The sequence below is a fragment of the Pseudomonas fluorescens genome, assembly GCF_002837185.1.
GTDB classification, from domain to species: Bacteria; Pseudomonadota; Gammaproteobacteria; order Pseudomonadales; family Pseudomonadaceae; genus Aquipseudomonas; species Aquipseudomonas fluorescens_AM.
In genome coordinates, this window is the sequence record NZ_KZ477993.1 from 131,346 (window position 1) to 148,502 (window position 17,157).

The 17,157-nt window shown below is 60.0% G+C and carries 14 protein-coding genes; 6 read left to right on the forward strand and 8 right to left on the reverse strand.

Features of this window, described 5'->3' with window-relative positions:
* Nucleotides 1-16: 16 nt before the first annotated feature.
* From rfbD to rfbB, 4 genes are read right to left on the reverse strand one after another with little or no spacing between them, the layout of a single operon-like run.
* The gene (gene rfbD, locus CIB54_RS11220; RefSeq protein WP_101219804.1) at nucleotides 17-898 is read right to left on the reverse strand and encodes a dTDP-4-dehydrorhamnose reductase; all 882 of its coding nucleotides are present in this window, start codon (nucleotides 896-898) and stop codon (nucleotides 17-19) included.
* On the reverse strand, nucleotides 895-1,440 hold the full coding sequence (gene rfbC, locus CIB54_RS11225) for a dTDP-4-dehydrorhamnose 3,5-epimerase (protein ID WP_065950048.1): 546 nt from the start codon (nucleotides 1,438-1,440) through the stop codon (nucleotides 895-897). Before rfbC ends, rfbD begins: the two co-directional genes overlap by 4 nt.
* Entirely contained in the window at nucleotides 1,437-2,312 is an 876-nt protein-coding gene (rfbA, locus tag CIB54_RS11230; RefSeq protein WP_065950049.1) for a glucose-1-phosphate thymidylyltransferase RfbA, read from the reverse strand. Before rfbA ends, rfbC begins: the two co-directional genes overlap by 4 nt.
* Complete coding sequence (rfbB, locus tag CIB54_RS11235; protein WP_065950050.1) at nucleotides 2,309-3,391, reverse strand: dTDP-glucose 4,6-dehydratase; 1,083 nt, start codon at nucleotides 3,389-3,391, stop codon at nucleotides 2,309-2,311. The genes rfbA and rfbB overlap by 4 nt, the downstream gene beginning before the upstream one ends.
* 151 nt (nucleotides 3,392-3,542) lie before the next feature.
* Between rfbB and CIB54_RS11240 the strand changes: the two genes are divergently transcribed.
* The 3 genes from CIB54_RS11240 (at nucleotide 3,543) to CIB54_RS11250 (ending at nucleotide 8,131) form a co-directional block, all read left to right on the forward strand.
* Complete coding sequence (locus CIB54_RS11240) at nucleotides 3,543-6,452, forward strand: aminotransferase (RefSeq protein WP_101219805.1); 2,910 nt, start codon at nucleotides 3,543-3,545, stop codon at nucleotides 6,450-6,452.
* Nucleotides 6,453-6,573: 121 nt separating this feature from the next.
* Nucleotides 6,574-7,680 (forward strand): agmatine deiminase, encoded by a 1,107-nt coding sequence (gene aguA / locus CIB54_RS11245; protein ID WP_057725458.1) that lies wholly within the window; start codon nucleotides 6,574-6,576, stop codon nucleotides 7,678-7,680.
* A 235-nt stretch (nucleotides 7,681-7,915) separates the two neighbouring features.
* Nucleotides 7,916-8,131 (forward strand): hypothetical protein, encoded by a 216-nt coding sequence (locus CIB54_RS11250; RefSeq protein WP_101219806.1) that lies wholly within the window; start codon nucleotides 7,916-7,918, stop codon nucleotides 8,129-8,131.
* A gap of 37 nt (nucleotides 8,132-8,168) precedes the next feature.
* On the opposite strand, the gene CIB54_RS11255 is transcribed toward CIB54_RS11250, so the two are convergent.
* The gene (locus tag CIB54_RS11255) at nucleotides 8,169-10,256 is read right to left on the reverse strand and encodes a TonB-dependent receptor (protein ID WP_101219807.1); all 2,088 of its coding nucleotides are present in this window, start codon (nucleotides 10,254-10,256) and stop codon (nucleotides 8,169-8,171) included.
* Between the two features lie 408 nt (nucleotides 10,257-10,664).
* On the opposite strand from CIB54_RS11255, the gene CIB54_RS11260 reads away from it, so the two are divergent.
* Nucleotides 10,665-11,951, forward strand: coding sequence for an OprD family porin (locus CIB54_RS11260; protein ID WP_065932609.1), 1,287 nt, complete (start codon nucleotides 10,665-10,667; stop codon nucleotides 11,949-11,951).
* Between the two features lie 79 nt (nucleotides 11,952-12,030).
* Here CIB54_RS11260 and CIB54_RS11265 read toward each other — a convergent pair whose 3' ends face one another.
* Genes CIB54_RS11265 through CIB54_RS11275 form a run of 3 tightly spaced genes read right to left on the reverse strand, consistent with a single transcriptional unit; the run spans nucleotide 12,031 to nucleotide 14,968 of the window.
* Nucleotides 12,031-13,029 carry an NADP-dependent oxidoreductase gene (locus CIB54_RS11265; RefSeq protein WP_101219808.1) on the reverse strand — a complete coding sequence of 333 codons (999 nt, stop codon included), beginning with the start codon at nucleotides 13,027-13,029 and terminating at the stop codon, nucleotides 12,031-12,033.
* A complete protein-coding gene (locus tag CIB54_RS11270; protein WP_101219809.1) occupies nucleotides 13,026-13,808 on the reverse strand; it encodes an SDR family NAD(P)-dependent oxidoreductase in 783 nt (260 codons plus the stop codon). Before CIB54_RS11270 ends, CIB54_RS11265 begins: the two co-directional genes overlap by 4 nt.
* A 56-nt stretch (nucleotides 13,809-13,864) precedes the next feature.
* Nucleotides 13,865-14,968, reverse strand: coding sequence for an alkene reductase (locus CIB54_RS11275; RefSeq protein ID WP_101219810.1), 1,104 nt, complete (start codon nucleotides 14,966-14,968; stop codon nucleotides 13,865-13,867).
* Between the two features lie 144 nt (nucleotides 14,969-15,112).
* Between CIB54_RS11275 and CIB54_RS11280 the strand changes: the two genes are divergently transcribed.
* Together CIB54_RS11280 and CIB54_RS11285 are read left to right on the forward strand one after the other, a co-directional pair.
* Entirely contained in the window at nucleotides 15,113-15,688 is a 576-nt protein-coding gene (locus CIB54_RS11280; RefSeq protein WP_101219840.1) for a TetR/AcrR family transcriptional regulator, read from the forward strand.
* 247 nt (nucleotides 15,689-15,935) lie between these two features.
* Nucleotides 15,936-16,577 carry a BRCT domain-containing protein gene (locus CIB54_RS11285; protein ID WP_101219811.1) on the forward strand — a complete coding sequence of 214 codons (642 nt, stop codon included), beginning with the start codon at nucleotides 15,936-15,938 and terminating at the stop codon, nucleotides 16,575-16,577.
* Nucleotides 16,578-17,157 lie beyond the last annotated feature (580 nt).

Consider the following 17,157-nt stretch of genomic DNA (forward strand, 5'->3'; position numbering starts at 1 on the left):
TACAGGCGCATTATGCCTAGTGCTGCCTGGCAAGACACTCGTGCAATGCGTCTTGCCATTGCGGCTGGCTGACGTGCCATTGCTGCTGCAGGTGGCTGCAATCGAGGCGTGAGTTCAGCGGGCGCCTGGCGGGTGTTGGATAGGCGCTCGACGGGATCGCTTCCAGTTCGGCGCAGGGTTTGCCTGCCACGCGCAGGGCTTCGCCAATGGCCTGGGCAAAGCCGAACCACGATGTTTCACCCTGGGCTGTCAGGTGATAAACACCCCAATCCCCGGCGTCACCGGCTTGCCAGCGCTCGATCAGTGCACGCGTACTGTCGGCGATGGTCCCGGCCCACGTCGGCGCGCCGATCTGGTCGGCGACGATACGCATCTGCGGTTTCTCCTGCAGCAGGCGCTGCATGGTCAGCAGGAAGTTCTTGCCGTGGCTCGAATACACCCAGCTGGTGCGCAGAATCAGGTACTTGCCGCCCACGGCCGCAATCGCCTGTTCACCCGCCAGTTTGCTCTGGCCGTAGACACCCAGTGGGTTGGGCGGGTCATTTTCGGTATAGGCGGCAGGTTTGCTGCCGTCGAACACGTAATCGGTGGAGTAATGAATCAGCGGGACGCCAAGGGCCTTGGCTTCTTCGGCGAGAATGCCGGGGGCGGTGGCGTTGATGGCGAAGGCTGCGTCCGGCTCGCTTTCGGCCTGATCGACCGCAGTGTGGGCGGCGGCGTTGATGATCAGGTCGGGACGGTGAGCGCGCACGTGTTGGCGAATCTGGTCGGCGTTAGCCAGATCAAGCTGGTCGCGGCCCAGTACGATGAGCTCGCCCAGGCCCTGGAGGCGCTGCTGCAGCGCCTGGGAGACCTGGCCGTGCTGACCGGTGATCAATATCTTCAGGGGCGCTGTCACGGGAACAGGTCCGCATCCCTCAGGCTTTTACCGACCTGATCCTTGGCGGACAGGGTCGGTGGGCCATCGAGCTGCCAATCGATATTGAGGTCCGGGTCGTCCCAGCGAATACAACGCTCTGCCGACGGCGTGTAGTACTCCGTCGTCTTGTAGAGGAATTCGGCGTAATCGCTCAGCACAAGGAAACCGTGGGCGAAGCCCGGCGGTATCCACAGCTGCCGATTGTTTTCGGCAGACAGGCGCACGCTGGCCCATTTACCGAAATGAGGAGAGCTGCGGCGGATATCCACCGCCACATCCAAGACTTCCCCAGCCGTCACACGCACCAGTTTGCCCTGGGCGTGTTCGACCTGGTAGTGCAGGCCACGCAGCACGCCTTTCAACGAGCGTGAGTGGTTGTCCTGCACAAACTGAAGTTTCAACCCGCTGGCATTTTCAAACTCGCGGGCGTTGAAACTCTCATAAAAAAAGCCGCGGTCATCGCCAAATACCTTCGGTTCGATGACCAATACACCAGGCAGCTCAGTGGCGCTCACATTCATTTAGGGGTCCCGGCCAGCATGTACAAATACTGACCATAGCCGGTTTTGCCGAAATATTTAGCGCGTTCCAGCAAATAGTCACGATCAATCCAGCCGTTGTCGTAGGCGATTTCTTCCAGGCAGGCGACTTTCAGGCCCTGGCGGTGCTCGATGGTCTGCACGTAAGTGGACGCTTCCAGCAGGCTGTCATGGGTGCCGGTGTCGAGCCAGGCGAAGCCACGCCCAAAACGTTCAACGTGCAGGTCGCCGCGCTTGAGGTAGGCGTTGTTGACGTCGGTAATCTCCAGCTCGCCGCGTGGCGAAGGCTGGACGGCCTTGGCGATCTTGATCACGTCGTTGTCGTAGAAATACAGGCCGGTCACCGCATAGCTCGATTTAGGCTTGGCCGGTTTCTCTTCAATCGACAGGGCGCGGCCTTCTTTGTCGAAATCGATCACGCCGAAACGCTCCGGGTCTTTGACCCAGTAGCCGAACACCGTGGCGCCGGATGGGCGTTTCGCGGCGTTGCGCAATTGATCACCGAAGTGCTGACCGTGGAAGATGTTGTCCCCCAGGATCAGGCACACCGGGTCATCACCGATGAACTCCTCGCCAATGATGAACGCCTGGGCCAGGCCATCCGGCGAAGGCTGTTCCGCATAGCTGAAGCGCACGCCGAACTGGCTGCCGTCACCCAGGAGGTTGCGGTATTGCGGCAGGTCCACCGGCGTGGAAATCACCAGGATGTCCTTGATCCCCGCCAGCATCAGCACCGAGATCGGGTAGTAGATCATCGGTTTGTCATACACCGGCAACAGTTGTTTGGACACGCCCAGGGTAATGGGGTGCAAACGGGTGCCGGAACCGCCGGCCAATACAATTCCCTTCATCATGCGATCAGATCCTTTACGTCAGTGTTGCCAAGTCGTTCACCTTGATAGCTGCCATCCTGGACCCTGCGGCACCATTCCAGGTTATCGAGGTACCACTGCACGGTCTTGCGCAGTCCGGTCTCAAAGGTTTCTTCCGGGACCCAGCCCAGCTCGCGCTCGATTTTGCTGGCGTCGATCGCGTAGCGTTGGTCGTGGCCCGGACGATCCTTGACGAACGTGATCAGGTCGGTGAATTTTTCCACGCCGGCCGGACGCTGCGGCGCCAGCTCTTCCAACAGGGCGCAGATGCCGCGTACGACGTCGATATTCTTCTGTTCGTTGTGGCCGCCGATGTTGTAGGTCTCGCCCACCACCCCAGTCGTCACCACCTTGAGCAGCGCACGGGCGTGATCCTCGACGAACAGCCAGTCGCGCACTTGCAAGCCATCGCCATACACCGGCAGCGGTTTGCCTGCGAGGGCGTTGAGAATCACCAGTGGGATCAGCTTTTCAGGGAAGTGGAACGGCCCGTAGTTGTTCGAGCAGTTGGTCAACAGCACCGGCAGGCCGTAGGTACGCTGCCAGGCGCGGACCAGATGGTCGGAGGCTGCCTTGCTGGCCGAGTACGGCGAGCTGGGGGCGTAGGGCGTGGTTTCGGTGAACAGATCGTCCACGCCGTGCAGGTCGCCGTACACCTCGTCGGTGGAGATGTGATGGAAACGGAACGCGCTTTTGGCCGGTTCAGCCAGCTTCTGCCAATAGGCACGGGTGGCTTCGAGCAGGCTGTAGGTGCCGACGATGTTGGTCTGGATAAAATCCGACGGGCCGTCGATGGAGCGGTCCACATGGGACTCGGCCGCCAGGTGCATGATCGCGTCTGGCTCAAAGCGCGCCAGTACGGCGCTGACGGTGGCCTGGTCGATGATGTCGGCCTGGACGAACTCGTAGCGGCTGTTGGACGCAATGCTGGCCAGCGACTCAAGGTTGCCGGCGTAAGTGAGCTTGTCCAGGTTGAGCACGTCGTGCTCAGTGTGCTGGATCAGATGCCGGATCAGGGCCGAGCCAATAAATCCGGCACCGCCGGTGATGAGAATGCGCATGTCGAGGGCCTTTTCCTTAGACGGACATTAAGCGAAAGAAGCATAGCTTGAGTTGTGAATCGAGCGGGCGCAAGCGCGGCGAGCAGGAGGGGTTGATTAACGCCCCCGAACAATGGCGATATAGACGTCTGATAAAACCGAGGTCGTCACAATGTTGCTCGCCACATTGATCCATCGTGCCAGCCTGCCGTGCCCCCAGTTGAGCCTGGAACAGGCGGCCCATCTGCTTGAGCAACATTACGGCCTTAGTGGCGCATTGCAGTCATTGGGCAGTCAACAAGACCTCAACTTCAGGATTGACAGCGCCCTGGGCCGCTTCGTTCTGAAAATCTGCCGGGGTGACTACGCTGCAATTGAGCTCCAGGCCCAGCACGCCGCCCTCAATGCGCTGCAGGCGCAGGCAGAGGTGCGTGTGCCCAAGGTGATCAAGGCCCTCAATGGCGATGAACTGCTGACCATCAGCGTCGATGGGCAGACTCTGCACCTGCGGCTATTGGACTACATCGACGGCCAACCGCTGACTCGTTTGCCTCACCTGGGCCGCGACGTGATTGCAGGCTTTGGCGACCTGTGCGGGCGCATGAGCCTGGCGCTGGCCACGTTCACCCATCCCGGCCTGGACCGCACCCTGCAATGGGACCCGCGCCACGCGCAGGCGTTGATCAAGCATTTGCTGGCGGCCTTGCCCGACCTTGCCCATCGCGCCGCGCTGGAACAGGTCGCCGGGCAGATCGACGCGCATATCGGGCCTTTGGCTGCGCACTTGCCCTGGCAGGCCGTGCACATGGACATCACCGACGACAACGTGGTCTGGCTGCGTGATGCGGGGCGGCACTGGCAGGTCCAGGGCGTCATCGATTTCGGCGACCTGGTGCATACCTGGCGCATTGCCGACCTGTCCGTCACCTGCGCCGCGCTGCTGCACCACGCCGAGGGCGACCCGTTTGCCATCCTGCCGGCGATCCGGGCGTGTCACGCGGTTACGCCGTTGCAGCGTGAAGAGTTGCGCGCGCTGTGGCCGTTGATCGTCGCCCGCGCAGCGGTGTTGGTGCTGAGCAGCGAGCAGCAGCGACGCCTGGACCCTGATAACGCCTACCTGTTGAAGAACGCCGAACACGAGTGGGAAATTTTCCACGTTGCGACATCGGTGCCGTTCGAATTGATGGAGGCGGCAATCCTCAACGCAGTCGGCGAGGCCTTGCCGGCCTTGGCCAGCCAGGATTTCGCCCCATTGCTGCCAGGGCTGGTCGGGCGGGAATTCGCATTGATCGACCTGGGCGTGCTCAGCCCGCATTTCGAGGCGGGCAACTGGGAGACGCCTGGCATCGATCGGCGATTGCTGGACGACGCCGCAGCGGTGCATGGGCAGGCGGCCAGCCGTTATGGGCAATATCGATTGTCGCGTACCCGTCCGGACAGCGCTGTGGAGCCGGACACTTTTCCCCTGCACGTCGAATTGCATCTGCCCCCTGGCACAGTGGTTGAAGCCCCTTTTGCCGGGACCCTGCGCGAGGGCGCTGACGGCGTGCTGTGTGTGCATGACGAGCGCCTGAGTCTGCGCGTATGGGGCGTGAAAACGCCGCACAATCCCGGTGCAGTGGTCGTGAAAGGGCAGGTACTCGGTGAGGTCCACGGGCCGTTGATCGTGCAACTGTGTCGTGCCGACCTTGAGCCGCCGTTGTTCTGTGCCCCCTCCAGGGCGGCGGCGTGGCGCGCGTTGTGCCCGTCACCGGCGGCGCTGCTCGGGTTGGCCTGCGACGCCGAGCCGGAGCTGGACCCCGAGGCGCTGCTGGCCCGGCGCGACGCCAGCTTTGCCCGCTCGCAGAAGCATTATTACGTCGACCCGCCGCGTATCGAGCGGGGCTGGCGCAACCACTTGATCGATATGCAGGGCCGCTCCTACCTGGACATGCTCAACAACGTGGCCGTGCTGGGCCACGGTCACCCGCGGATGGCGGCGGTGGCGGCGCGGCAATGGTCACTGCTCAACACCAACTCGCGATTTCACTACGCGGCGATTGCCGAGTTTTCCGAACGCCTGCTGGCGCTGGCGCCGCAGGGTATGGACCGGGTGTTCCTGGTCAACAGCGGCACCGAGGCCAATGACCTGGCGATTCGCCTGGCCTGGGCCTACAGCGGCGGGCGCGACATGCTCAGTGTGCTGGAGGCTTATCACGGCTGGTCGGTGGCGGCGGACGCGGTGTCGACCTCGATTGCCGATAATCCCCAGGCGCTGAGCAGCCGCCCGGACTGGGTGCACCCGGTGACGGCGCCGAATACCTACCGTGGTGAGTTCCGCGGGCCGGACAGTGCGCCTGACTATGTACGAAGCGTGGAACACAACCTGGCGAAAATCGCCGCGAGCCAACGTCAGCTGGCGGGTTTCATCTGCGAGCCGGTGTATGGCAACGCCGGTGGTATTTCGTTGCCGCCGGGCTACTTGCAGCAGGTCTATGGGTTGGTCCGCGCCCAGGGCGGCGTGTGTATCGCCGATGAGGTGCAGGTGGGCTATGGCCGCATGGGGGATTTTTTCTGGGGCTTTGAAGAGCAGGGCGTTGTGCCGGACATCATTACCATGGCCAAGGGCATGGGCAACGGGCAGCCGCTGGGTGCGGTGATCACCCGTCGCGAAATTGCCGAAGCCCTGGAAGCCGAGGGCTACTTCTTCTCCTCATCGGGCGGTAGCCCGGTCAGTTGCCGTATCGGCATGGCGGTACTGGATGTGATGGAGGAAGAAAACCTGTGGGAAAACGCCCAGGTAGTGGGGGGATATTTCAAGACACGCCTGCAAGCGCTGATCGAGCGTCATCCGTTAGTCGGCGCGGTACACGGTTCCGGCTTCTATCTGGGGCTGGAGCTGGTACGTGACCGACACACCCTGGAGCCCGCGACGCAGGAGACGGCGCTGTTATGTGACCGTCTGCGTGAGCTGGGCATTTTCATGCAGCCGACCGGCGACTATCTGAACATCCTCAAGATCAAGCCGCCGATGGTCACTACCCGGCGCAGTGTGGATTTTTTCGTCGACATGCTGTCCAAAGTGCTCGACGAACAGTTGTAACAAGCCGATTGATATCGGTTTTAACCGATTGAATTTATTGTGCGCCCTGTTTTTTAACTACTAAAGCCGATATTTATCCGTTATAAAGTCGGCTTTTACCCCATTCGGAGCCCTGATCGTCATGACCACCTTGCACAGCACGCCTCGCGCCGATGGCTTTCATATGCCCGCCGAATGGGCGCCACAGACCCAGACCTGGATGATCTGGCCCGAGCGCCCGGACAACTGGCGCCTGGGCGGCAAGCCGGCGCAGGCGGCCCACGTGGCCGTGGCCAAGGCCATTGCACGGTTTGAACCGGTGACCGTTGCGGTTTCCGCCGGCCAGTACGAAAACGCCCGCAGCCGCCTGGACGTGCCGAATATCCGCGTGGTGGAGATGTCCAGCGACGACGCCTGGGTACGGGACACCGGCCCGACGTTCGTGATCAACGACAGTGGCGAAGTGCGCGGTGTGAATTGGGATTTCAACGCCTGGGGCGGGTTTGACGGCGGTTTGTATGCGCCGTGGAACCGCGACTCACAAGTGGGCGGCAAGATTCTCGAGATCGAGCGCGCCTCACGTTATCGCACCGAAGGCTTCGTGCTGGAGGGCGGTTCGATTCACGTCGACGGCGAAGGCACCCTGATCACCACCGAAGAGTGCCTGTTGAATCGCAACCGCAATCCGCACCTGGACCGTGCGGCCATCGAAGCAGTCCTCAGCGCCAACCTGGCTGTGGACAAGATCATCTGGTTGCCGGATGGACTGTTCAACGACGAAACCGACGGCCATGTGGATAACTTCTGTTGCTACGTGCGCCCAGGTGAAGTGCTGCTGGCCTGGACCGATGACCCGCAAGACCCGAACTACGCGCGTTGCCATGCCGCCATGGACGTACTGCAAAGCAGCACTGACGCCCAGGGCCGCTCGTTCACGGTGCATAAGATGCCGATCCCAGGGCCGCTGTATGCCACCGAGGAAGAATGTGCCGGTGTCGATCCGGTGGACGGTAGCCAGGAACGTAATCCGAGCGTGCGGTTGGCCGGTTCCTACGTCAACTTCCTGATCGTCAACGGCGGCATCATCGCGCCGAGCTTCGATGACCCGCTGGATCACCAGGCCAAGCAGATCCTGCAGAACCTGTTCCCACAACACGAAGTGGTGATGGTGCCGGGCCGCGAACTGTTACTGGGGGGCGGCAATATTCACTGCCTGACCCAGCAGCAACCCGCCCCACAGAGAAATTGAGTGCAGTTGTAACAGCGCCTTGATGGCGAGTGAGTACTGCGCAATCGCAGCGTTCCAAGCAAGCCCGCGGCCCGGCAAGGTCGCGGGCTTTTTTGCGGCTCAATACCCGTAAATACGGGATATTGGCATAGCTCTTGTATCGCAGATAAACGACAGAGACTCAGCCCAAGACCGCATTGTTCTGTCACATACCTTGAGTAAGTTAGCCGCTCACGCAGCAGGAGAGAGCGCTGAAATGAATGCACAAATCAACCCGATGTTCACGCGCACGTTCCACCCGGTGCGGGTCGATGGCGATGCGATCCACGCGCTGGGGCTCTGGTTGAAGGAAAACGGCTCGCGACAAGTCAGGCAACAGCCAGACTTGCGCAGCGTGATGAGTGAACGCTACCCGGCGGGTTTGTTCACGGAGGATGAGGTGCGGGTGTTGTGCGAGCTGATGAGTCACTAAAGAGCTGCCACGCCAACTGCGTTGCCCTGGAGAAACACTAGAAACTGTAGGTGCCTGTCACCACCACGCTACGCGGCTCACCCGGCTGAATCTGCGCGGCGCTGGTGGCTGAAGCGTAATAGTGTTTGTCGGCGATATTGTTCAGCGCTGCCCTCACGTCCCATTCTTTCTGACGGAACCCGGCCAGCGCGTCCCAGCGACCATAACCGGGTAACACCACGGTGTTGAGGTTGTCGGCATAGCGGTCACCGACCAGGGTCAGGCCGGTTTCCGCATACCAGCCCATCTGCGGTTTCCAGGTGATGAACATGCTGGCATTGCGCTTGGCCACGTCGCTGATGCGCTTGCCTTCGAAACCATTGTTGTCCTCCTCGACCTTGGCATCCTGCAGGCCGACGCCGCCGCGCACGTACCAATTGCCGACGACCTTGCCGGTGGCTGTCAGCTCGATGCCGCGCGAACGTTGCTTGCCCGTCAGCAGGGTAATGGTGCGGTCCAGCGGGTCGCTGGTGCGACGGTTGTAGAGTTCAAGTTCGTACACGGCCAGGGTGGTGCTCAAACGGTCGTCAAGCCATTCGCTTTTCACCCCGATTTCCTTCTGTTTGGTCAACTCGGGGCTCAGGTCGTTGACGCTGCCGGCGGCGTTCGGTGTGATGCCGATCAAACCGCCGCCTGCCGGGGAGAACGTCTTGCTCCACGAGGCATAGAAGGAGTGATGCTCCAGCGGCGTCCACACCAGGCCGACGCGGGGGCTGGTGCTGTGGCTTTTGACGTCCTGCTGAGTGTTGAGCAGCTTGTTGGTGGTGTCCACTTCGAAGCGGTCATAACGCAGCCCGCCCAACAGTTGCCACTGATCGTTCAGGCGCAATTGATCCTGCACGTACAAGGCGCGGCTTTCGACTTCAGTGTGGTTGTCGCTCGAAACGCTCATGCGCCCGGTGTGGCGCAGGTGACGGTTGGGCTGGGTGAGGTCCAGGCTCGGTACAGCCTGGCCGCCCCGATTGGGCGCGGTGGCCGAGTAGAGTTTCGGGTCGCGGCGCTGGCTGCCCAGTTCAATCCCGGTAAGCAGGCGGTGCTCCAGCCCGAAGGTATCGAACCCCCCTTCCAGTTCGAGATTGTTGAACACGTTGCGGGTGGTCAGGTCCTGCTGCCAATGCTGGCGGCTGACGGTGTTGGTTCTTGCGTCGTATCCGGTCTGGTAGGTGTTGTCGAAATCGCTGTCGAGCTTGAACACGCCCAGGGTGTGGCGCAGTTGCCAGTTGTCGTTGAGCTCATAGGCAAGCTTTGAGCGCAGGGACTGGGAGGTGTCATCGATGTAATCGCCGCTGGAGAAATAGGTGGTGCTGCGACTCACATCCGCAGGGCGCCCATTGACGCCCGGAATGCCGCGGTCCGGTGTGCGGTTGTAGCGGCTGTATTCGTATTGCACCAGCCAGTTCAGCTCGGGCGTGAGCTGCCAGCTCATCGACGGCGCGAACAACTGGCGGTTGCCACTGACGCCATCGCGAAAGCTGTTGTTGTCCTGGTTGCCCATGTTCAGGCGCAGGCTGATGTTGTCGGTGGGATCGGTACTCAGGTCAGCGTACACGCTGCGCAGATCGTTGCTGCCACCCTGGGCTTCGAGGCTGGATACGCGGCCGGGGGTTGGCAGTTTGCTCACACGGTTGACGATCCCGCCCTGGCCGCCGCGCCCGTAGAGCACCGCTGCCGGGCCCTTTAGCACCTCGATACGCTCGATGTTATGCAGGTCGCGTACGTATTGGCTGTCGTCGCGGATGCCGTCCAGGTAGAAGTCATTGCTCGCATCGAAACCGCGGATACGCAGGCTGTCGAAGCGCGTGTCGGCGCCGCTGCTGACGTTGGGAATACCGCTCAACGCCTGGCCCAGATCGTTGGTGCCATAGGCGCGCAGGCTGTCGGTTTTCACCGAATCGATCGCCTGGGGTACGTAACGCACGGCAGTCGCAGTGCGCGTGGCGGTGTTGCTTTGCTGGGTGCGTGGGTCGTCTTCGTCGATTTCTGCGCTGATCGAGGTGGCGGGCAACACCGTGGTGGCACAGGCAAAACCGGCAGACAGCACAGTAGAAAGCCCAAGGAAAAACGGCATCAGGCGAGGGGCAGGCATGGGAAAATGTGTCCGAATTGTCAGGGAAGAGAAAGTACGCGAATGGTAATGCTTTGCATTCGCTCGCGTGATCTATTCCCAAACGTATCGCCTACTAATTTGTTACATAGTGTGTTTTTTTGCGGGGGGCGATGGGATTTTTGGACGTTTACCCAAGTGCAATAGGTCTGTGCTTAGAATTATTTAGCCTAAATACAGGTGGTTCACGAAATTGACACATAGTTCAACCCGCGCATAGGATTGCGTCCAACGCCTGTGGCTGACAGCCATGACTCATCCAATAAGAAAAGGCCCGCGGCAGTTCAGTCGTCCGCGGGCCTTGTTTTTTCTGGAGAAGGTCGACACCGGAAAGTGATAGGGGCCTGGTGTCATAGCGCGTACTCAACCAGTAATAAGGAATATAAGAAAATGTTGAAGCAACGGATGAGTCTGATCGCTCTGGGGATTTTGAGCGCATCGACAGCCATGGCGAACGACCAGGAGCAATCCAAGGGTTTCGTTGAAGACAGCCACCTGAACATTGCAGCACGCAACGCCTACATCAGCCGTGATTACAAAAACGGCAAGCAGGACAAAGCAGAGTGGGGCCAGGGCTTCATCGGCAAGTTCGAGTCCGGCTTCACCCAGGGCACTGTAGGGGTGGGTGTGGACGTGATCGGCCAATACGCCATCCGTCTGGACGGCGGTAAAGGTCGCAGCGGCGCCGGCGGTATCGACTTCTTCAAGCAAGGCGACAGCGGCGAAGCGGCCAACGACCTGGCCAAGGGCGGCGCAGCCGTCAAGGCGCGTATTTCCAACACCGTGATCAAATACGGTCAGCAGATGCCAGCCGTGCCGGTCCTGCAGTACGACAACTCGCGCCTGTTGTCGGAAACCTACGAGGGCACCTCGATCGTTTCCAAGGAAATCGCCGGCCTGCAACTGGACGCCGGTCACTTCACCAAGGAAGCGCGCAAGAGCGCCGAAGGCAGCGACAGCGGCCGCCTGAAGAGCATCAACTACATCGGTGGCAGCTACAAATTCACCGAAAGCCTGTCGGCTGCCTTGTACGCCTCCGATATGCAGGACGTGCTGAAGAAGCAATACGTCAACGTCAACTACGTGCTGGCGCTGCCAGAGAAACAGTCGCTGACCTTTGACTTCAACGGCTACAAAACCAAGCTGGACCGCAGCTTCGCCCTGGAAAACCAAGGTGATGCGGACGCCCGCGACAACAAAATCTGGAGCCTGGGCGCTACCTGGGCTGTTGGCCCGCACAGCTTCACCATCGCTCACCAGCGCAGCACCGGCGACACCGGCTACCTGTACGGCGGCTACCGCAACGCCGGCGGCATCGGCGATGGCGGCAATACCATCCTGCTGGCCAACTCCTACTGGTCCGACTTCAACGGCAAGGACGAGCGCTCCTGGCAGGCCGGCTACGGCATCGACTTCACTACCTTCGGCGTACCGGGCCTGACCTACAACGTTGCCTACGTGCGCGGTACCAACATCGACGACGGCACCGGCCGTGGCGATGGCACCGAGCGTGAAATCTGGAACCAGTTCAAGTACGTGGTCCAGAGCGGCCCGGCCAAAGACCTGAGCCTGCGTGCGCGTGCCTCGTGGTTGCGCGTTTCCAACAACGCCAGCAACTACAACGTAGGCGGTAACGAGCTGCGCCTGTTCGCCGACTACCCGATCAATGTTTTCTGATTGATCGCACGTCGTGCCTGATGCCAGGCAATAAAAAACCCCGACTGGCTCGGGGTTTTTTTATGCTTGAAAAGCATGCTTATTGGAGGGTGATGGTGACTTTGCCTTTTGCCCTGCCTTGCTCGACGTACCGCAACGCCTCTGCGGTCGATTCGAAAGGGAAGGAGCGATCGATGACCGGTTTGATAACGCCCGCCTCGATCAGCGCAGTTATTTTCTGCAGTTGTATTCCATCGGCCTGCATGAACAAAAAGGCATAGCTCACCCCGCGCTTGCGGGCTTTCCTGCGAATGCCGCTGCTCAGCAGGCGCATGACCTGCCCCAGCACCCAGGGCAAGCCTTGCGCTTGGGCAAATTGCGCGGTCGGCGGTCCTGACAGAGAAATAAGCTGTCCGCCAGGCTTGAGCACCTTGAGTGATTTCTCCAGTACATCGCTGCCGAGACTGTTCAATACCACGTCGAAATCGCGCAACTCGTTGGCAAAATCCTGCTGTTTGTAATCGATAACCACATCCGCCCCAAGTGCTTTCACCCATTCGACATTCGCGCTACTGGTGGTGGTCGCAACGAAGGCGCCGAGGTGTTTGGCGAGCTGGATGGCAAGCGTGCCGACGCCGCCGGAACCGGCGTGAATCAACACCTTCTGGCCTCTTTTCACCTGGGCGGTTTCAACCAGCACCTGCCAGGCCGTCAAGGCGGCCAAGGGCATGGCCGCCGCTTCGGCCATGCTCAGGTTCGCGGGTTTGAACGCCAGCGCGTTTTCATGCACGGCGATCAACTCGGCAAAGGTCCCGATCCGTGACTCGGGAGGACGTGCATAGACCTCGTCTCCCGGCTTGAATCGCGTGACCGCCGCACCTGTGCGAACCACCACCCCGGCCAGATCATTGCCCAATATCAATGGAAACCTATAGGGCAGGATCAGTTTGAACTCCCCCGTGCTGATCTTCGCGTCCAGCGGGTTCACGCTCGCTGCATGTACCTGGATCAGCACGTCATGCACACCGACCACAGGGTCAGGCACTTGGCCAATCACTCCATTCTGCTTGCCGTAGCGATCGATAAAAAATGCCTTCATGGTAGATAGCGCTGTGCCACGGTGGATTGCTTGATCTGCGCCAACAGTCCCTGGCGCGCGGTTTGCAGCGCATCCCAACGCTCGCCTTCCTGCAGCGCAGGAATGGTCACCGGTTCGCGACGGTCGAAGCCAAGCAGTGCGGCATCCACCAGCTCACCCACTTCCATGATTTCGCTCAAGGTGTTGATATCGATACCGGCGCGATCCCAGATCTCCGTGCGGGTCGCGGCGGGCAGCACGGCTTGCACGTAAACACCCTGAGGCGACAATTCCAGGCTCAGGCCTTGGGACAGGAACAGCACAAACGCCTTGGTCGCGCCATACACCGACATGCCGAACTCAGGCGCCAGCCCCACCACCGAACCGATGTTGATGATTGCGCCTTCACCTGCCTTGGCCAGGCGCGGTGCAATGGCGCTTACGAGCCGCACCAGCGCGGTGGTGTTGAGGGCCACCAGTTGCGCAACGCTGTCAGTGCTTTGCTCGATAAAAGTGCCCGATTGTGCGGCGCCGGCATTGTTGACGAGGATGCCGATGCGCGCATCATCGCGCAGGCGCGCTTCGACGGTGTGCAGGTCGCCGAGTTGCGTCAGGTCGGCCTGGAGCACTTCGATGGCGACGTTGTGTTCGCCACGCAAGGTGGCGGCAAGCGTTTCCAGACGTGAGTGATCGCGGGCGACCAACACCAGATCATGCCCGCGTTGGGCGAAACGCTCGGCATAAACCGCGCCGATGCCAGTGGAGGCGCCAGTGATGAGAACGGTAGGGCGAGTAGTCATGATGTCAGCTCTTTATCAGGAACAGGGAGTGGGATTGATGCGGATAAAACCAGGCTCTATCGGTTCTCGGCAGCGCTTGATTCGGCCAGCGTCGGGTAGTCGATGTAGCCCGTCGCACCGCCGCCGTAGAGCGTGGCGGGGTCGAAGGCGGACAGTGACGCACCGGCCTTGAACCGCTCCACCAGATCGGGGTTGGCGATAAAAGGGCGACCAAAGGCGATCAGGTCGGCCTTGTCATGCGCAAGGCGCGCCTCGGCCAGGTCCAGGTCATAGCCGTTGTTGGCGATGTAGGTGTTCCTGAAGCGCTGACGCAAGGCGTCGAAATCAAAGGGCGCCACGTCGCGTGGCCCACCGGTCGCGCCTTCGACGACGTGCAGATAAACGATGTCCAGCGCATTGAGTTGGTCGACGATGTAGTCGAACTGCGCTTGTGGGTCGCTGCTCGATACACTATTGGCCGGCGACACCGGCGAAAGGCGGATGCCCGTGCGATCGGCACCAACCTCGGCAACCACCGCAGCCGTCACTTCAAGCAACAGCCGCGCCCGGTTTGTGATCGAACCGCCGTAGGCATCCGTACGCTGGTTGGCGCCGTCCTTGATGAACTGATCCAGCAAATAGCCGTTCGCACCGTGGATCTCCACGCCATCGAAACCTGCGGCGATGGCGTTTGCCGCTGCTTGGCGGAAATCATTGACGATGCCCGGCAGTTCGTCAGTCTCCAATGCTCGCGGCTCGGAAACGTCCTCGAAGCGATTATTGACGAACACTTTGGTCGCGGGCCGAAGCGCGGAAGGCGCGACCGGCGCCGCGCCTTGGGGTTGCAGATCCACATGGGAAACACGGCCCACATGCCACAGCTGCAGGAACATTTTCCCACCCTTGGCATGCACGGCATCGGTCACCTGGCGCCATCCTTCTATCTGCGCCTGCGTGTAAATGCCCGGCGTGTCTTGATAACCCTGGCCCTGCTGCGAGATCTGCGAGGCTTCGGAAATCAGCAAGCCCGCGCTGGCCCGCTGGCTGTAATAGGCAGTTGCGAACTCACTCGGGACGAGACCCTCGCCGGCGCGGTTACGCGTCAGTGGCGCGAGAACCACACGGTTCGACAGCGTCAGGGTGCCCAGTGTGTAGGGAGTAAACAGATTCAGATCGCTCATGGGTGTTTGTTCCGTGCCCGTGGGTGAAAGTCATGACGCTTGTGATTAGGATGATGATCGAAATCTAAACTGTCAACGGTTTTGATTATGAACGACATCTATGTATCATTAGCCAATGAATTCAGCGGTAGCGAGGTAGCGAACATGCGCGTATCCAAGGCCCAGGCCCAGGCAAACCGGGAGCACATTGTCGAAACGGCTTCAGTGGTGTTTCGCGAGCGCGGCTTTGACGGCGTCGGCGTGGCCGACCTGATGGCTGCCGCCGGCTTCACCCATGGCGGCTTCTACAAACATTTCGGTTCCAAGGCGGACCTGATGGCCGAAGCCTCGGCCAACAGCCTCGCGCAATCCTTGGCCAGCGCCGAAAAACTCAGCGTGAAGGACTTCATCGATCTATACGTATCCAGGGAACATCGCGACGGCCGCGCCACGGGTTGCCCCATGGCGGCGCTATGCGGCGACGCGGCGCGTCAGTCGGGGGAGTTGAAGTCGGCCTTTGCGCAGGGCATTGAGCACATGTTGCAGACGCTCGGCGAAAAATGCCCGACCGGCCCGGATGAAGCGCCTGAGGAGGCCAGGGCGAAAATGATCGACCTGCTGGCGCGGGCGGTTGGCGCGATCATGTTGTCGCGCGCCTGTCCGGATGATTCGGCGTTGGCGGATGAGATTTTGGAGGTGTGCAGGGCGCGGATGGGTGGGGCGTTGTCGATTGAGTCGTAAAGGGCCACGTAGGCCAGGCCTACCCCCCCTCTGGATTAAACCTTTCTGACCTTGCGCACCATATCGTCAGAACGTGTTTTGAGCTTGCCCAACGGCTGACTAGCCGATCTACCAGGCAGGATGAAATCAAGTTTGCGAATGTTGGTGGCGCTCATCCCGAGTCATCGTCGCTCCAACGCCTTTCATCGGATGATGTCTCCAGGCTAGTATCGAGAAGATCAGCAACCGTATGACAAGGAAGGTCGTAATGGATCTACACAACGAGTTCGAAAAAAGTAAATTTTTTCATAGCGCTCGGATCGACCGTCGCTCCGCAGACGCATTAGTTGGCTTGGCCGCTGGCTTGACGGCTGATGGAGTGGTGACCACTGGCGAAGCTCTATTTTTAAAACAGTGGCTGGACACCAATTTGGTTCATCTTGATGATCCAGTGATAAATCTTCTGTACTCCCGCTTATCCAGCATGCTTCAAGACAACGTCTTGGACCCTGACGAATCCCAAGAGCTGCTTAGTCTTTTGCAAAGCTTCTCTGGCCTGCCTTTACAACCTCCTAAGGGTGTTGAACCGGGTTTTGTCGCGCCTAACGATTTGCCTTTCAATGCACCCGCGCCTGATCTGATCTGGGACGGTAAGATGTTCGTTTTCACCGGGATCATGGCTTACGGGCCCCGCAAGGATTGCCAAGCGTTGATAGAAGAGCGTGGGGCGCTGATTGCTGGAGGGGTGAGTAAGAAAGTGCATTATCTGGTCGTTGGCAGCATCGGTAACGAGCAATGGCGTCACAGCAGTTATGGCACCAAAATCATGAAGGCGGTAGAGCTTCGCGAAGCGGGGGCGCCGATAGCCATTGTTGGTGAGCGTCATTGGCAGCAAATGCTGTTTGGCTGAGGCGCCGTTGCTCCCGGGCGACGCTGGTAGCGAGATTGAACGCGCCTGATTGAATGCTGCAACGACGTTCATGCCCTTGTTGCTCAATTAGTCTTGAGATTGCGATCACGAGCAAGCTCGGCTCTTACAGAGTGAGGTATCGCAGGCCTCGTCGCTGTATTGGATGACGCCTTCGTAGCCTTCGACAGCTCCTGCAAAAACCAAACGCGCACAAAAAAAGGCCCACCTTACGGTGAGCCTTTCTCGATGTCGCGAGGCACCAGGAGTCGAATCGAAAAATAAGTAATTGTTTTCAATACAGTTATCATGCGATCAAGTCAGTTCTACCTCTTTGACTATCCTCAGTTTGTTCTCAGTTCTACATTTCCTGGTGTCGCCGGCGACAACACATCAATTCGCCCCTGTCCGTTCATGGCGAATTTGCGCGTTGAGGCCTCTTTCGCCTCAAGGGTTGGATTCCGGGCCTCCTCTGCATCGCTTCAAATGGGGCTATAGTCGCCTCATAAGCCTTTTTCAGCGCGTCAGCACCCCTTATCTTCTTCGGTCCTTTACGGTTTAGGCGCTAAACGGTAGTGTCAGT

Coding starts and splice junctions, on each gene's coding strand:
- CIB54_RS11285 (WP_101219811.1), top strand. CDS start 15,936: ATGGATCTACACAACGAGTTCGAAAAAAGTAAATTTTTTCATAGCGCT.
- CIB54_RS11260 (WP_065932609.1), top strand. CDS start 10,665: ATGTTGAAGCAACGGATGAGTCTGATCGCTCTGGGGATTTTGAGCGCA.
- aguA (WP_057725458.1), top strand. CDS start 6,574: ATGACCACCTTGCACAGCACGCCTCGCGCCGATGGCTTTCATATGCCC.
- CIB54_RS11280 (WP_101219840.1), top strand. CDS start 15,113: ATGCGCGTATCCAAGGCCCAGGCCCAGGCAAACCGGGAGCACATTGTC.
- CIB54_RS11255 (WP_101219807.1), bottom strand. CDS start 10,256: ATGCCTGCCCCTCGCCTGATGCCGTTTTTCCTTGGGCTTTCTACTGTG.
- CIB54_RS11250 (WP_101219806.1), top strand. CDS start 7,916: ATGAATGCACAAATCAACCCGATGTTCACGCGCACGTTCCACCCGGTG.
- rfbB (WP_065950050.1), bottom strand. CDS start 3,391: ATGCGCATTCTCATCACCGGCGGTGCCGGATTTATTGGCTCGGCCCTG.
- rfbA (WP_065950049.1), bottom strand. CDS start 2,312: ATGATGAAGGGAATTGTATTGGCCGGCGGTTCCGGCACCCGTTTGCAC.
- CIB54_RS11270 (WP_101219809.1), bottom strand. CDS start 13,808: ATGACTACTCGCCCTACCGTTCTCATCACTGGCGCCTCCACTGGCATC.
- CIB54_RS11275 (WP_101219810.1), bottom strand. CDS start 14,968: ATGAGCGATCTGAATCTGTTTACTCCCTACACACTGGGCACCCTGACG.
- CIB54_RS11240 (WP_101219805.1), top strand. CDS start 3,543: ATGTTGCTCGCCACATTGATCCATCGTGCCAGCCTGCCGTGCCCCCAG.
- rfbC (WP_065950048.1), bottom strand. CDS start 1,440: ATGAATGTGAGCGCCACTGAGCTGCCTGGTGTATTGGTCATCGAACCG.
- CIB54_RS11265 (WP_101219808.1), bottom strand. CDS start 13,029: ATGAAGGCATTTTTTATCGATCGCTACGGCAAGCAGAATGGAGTGATT.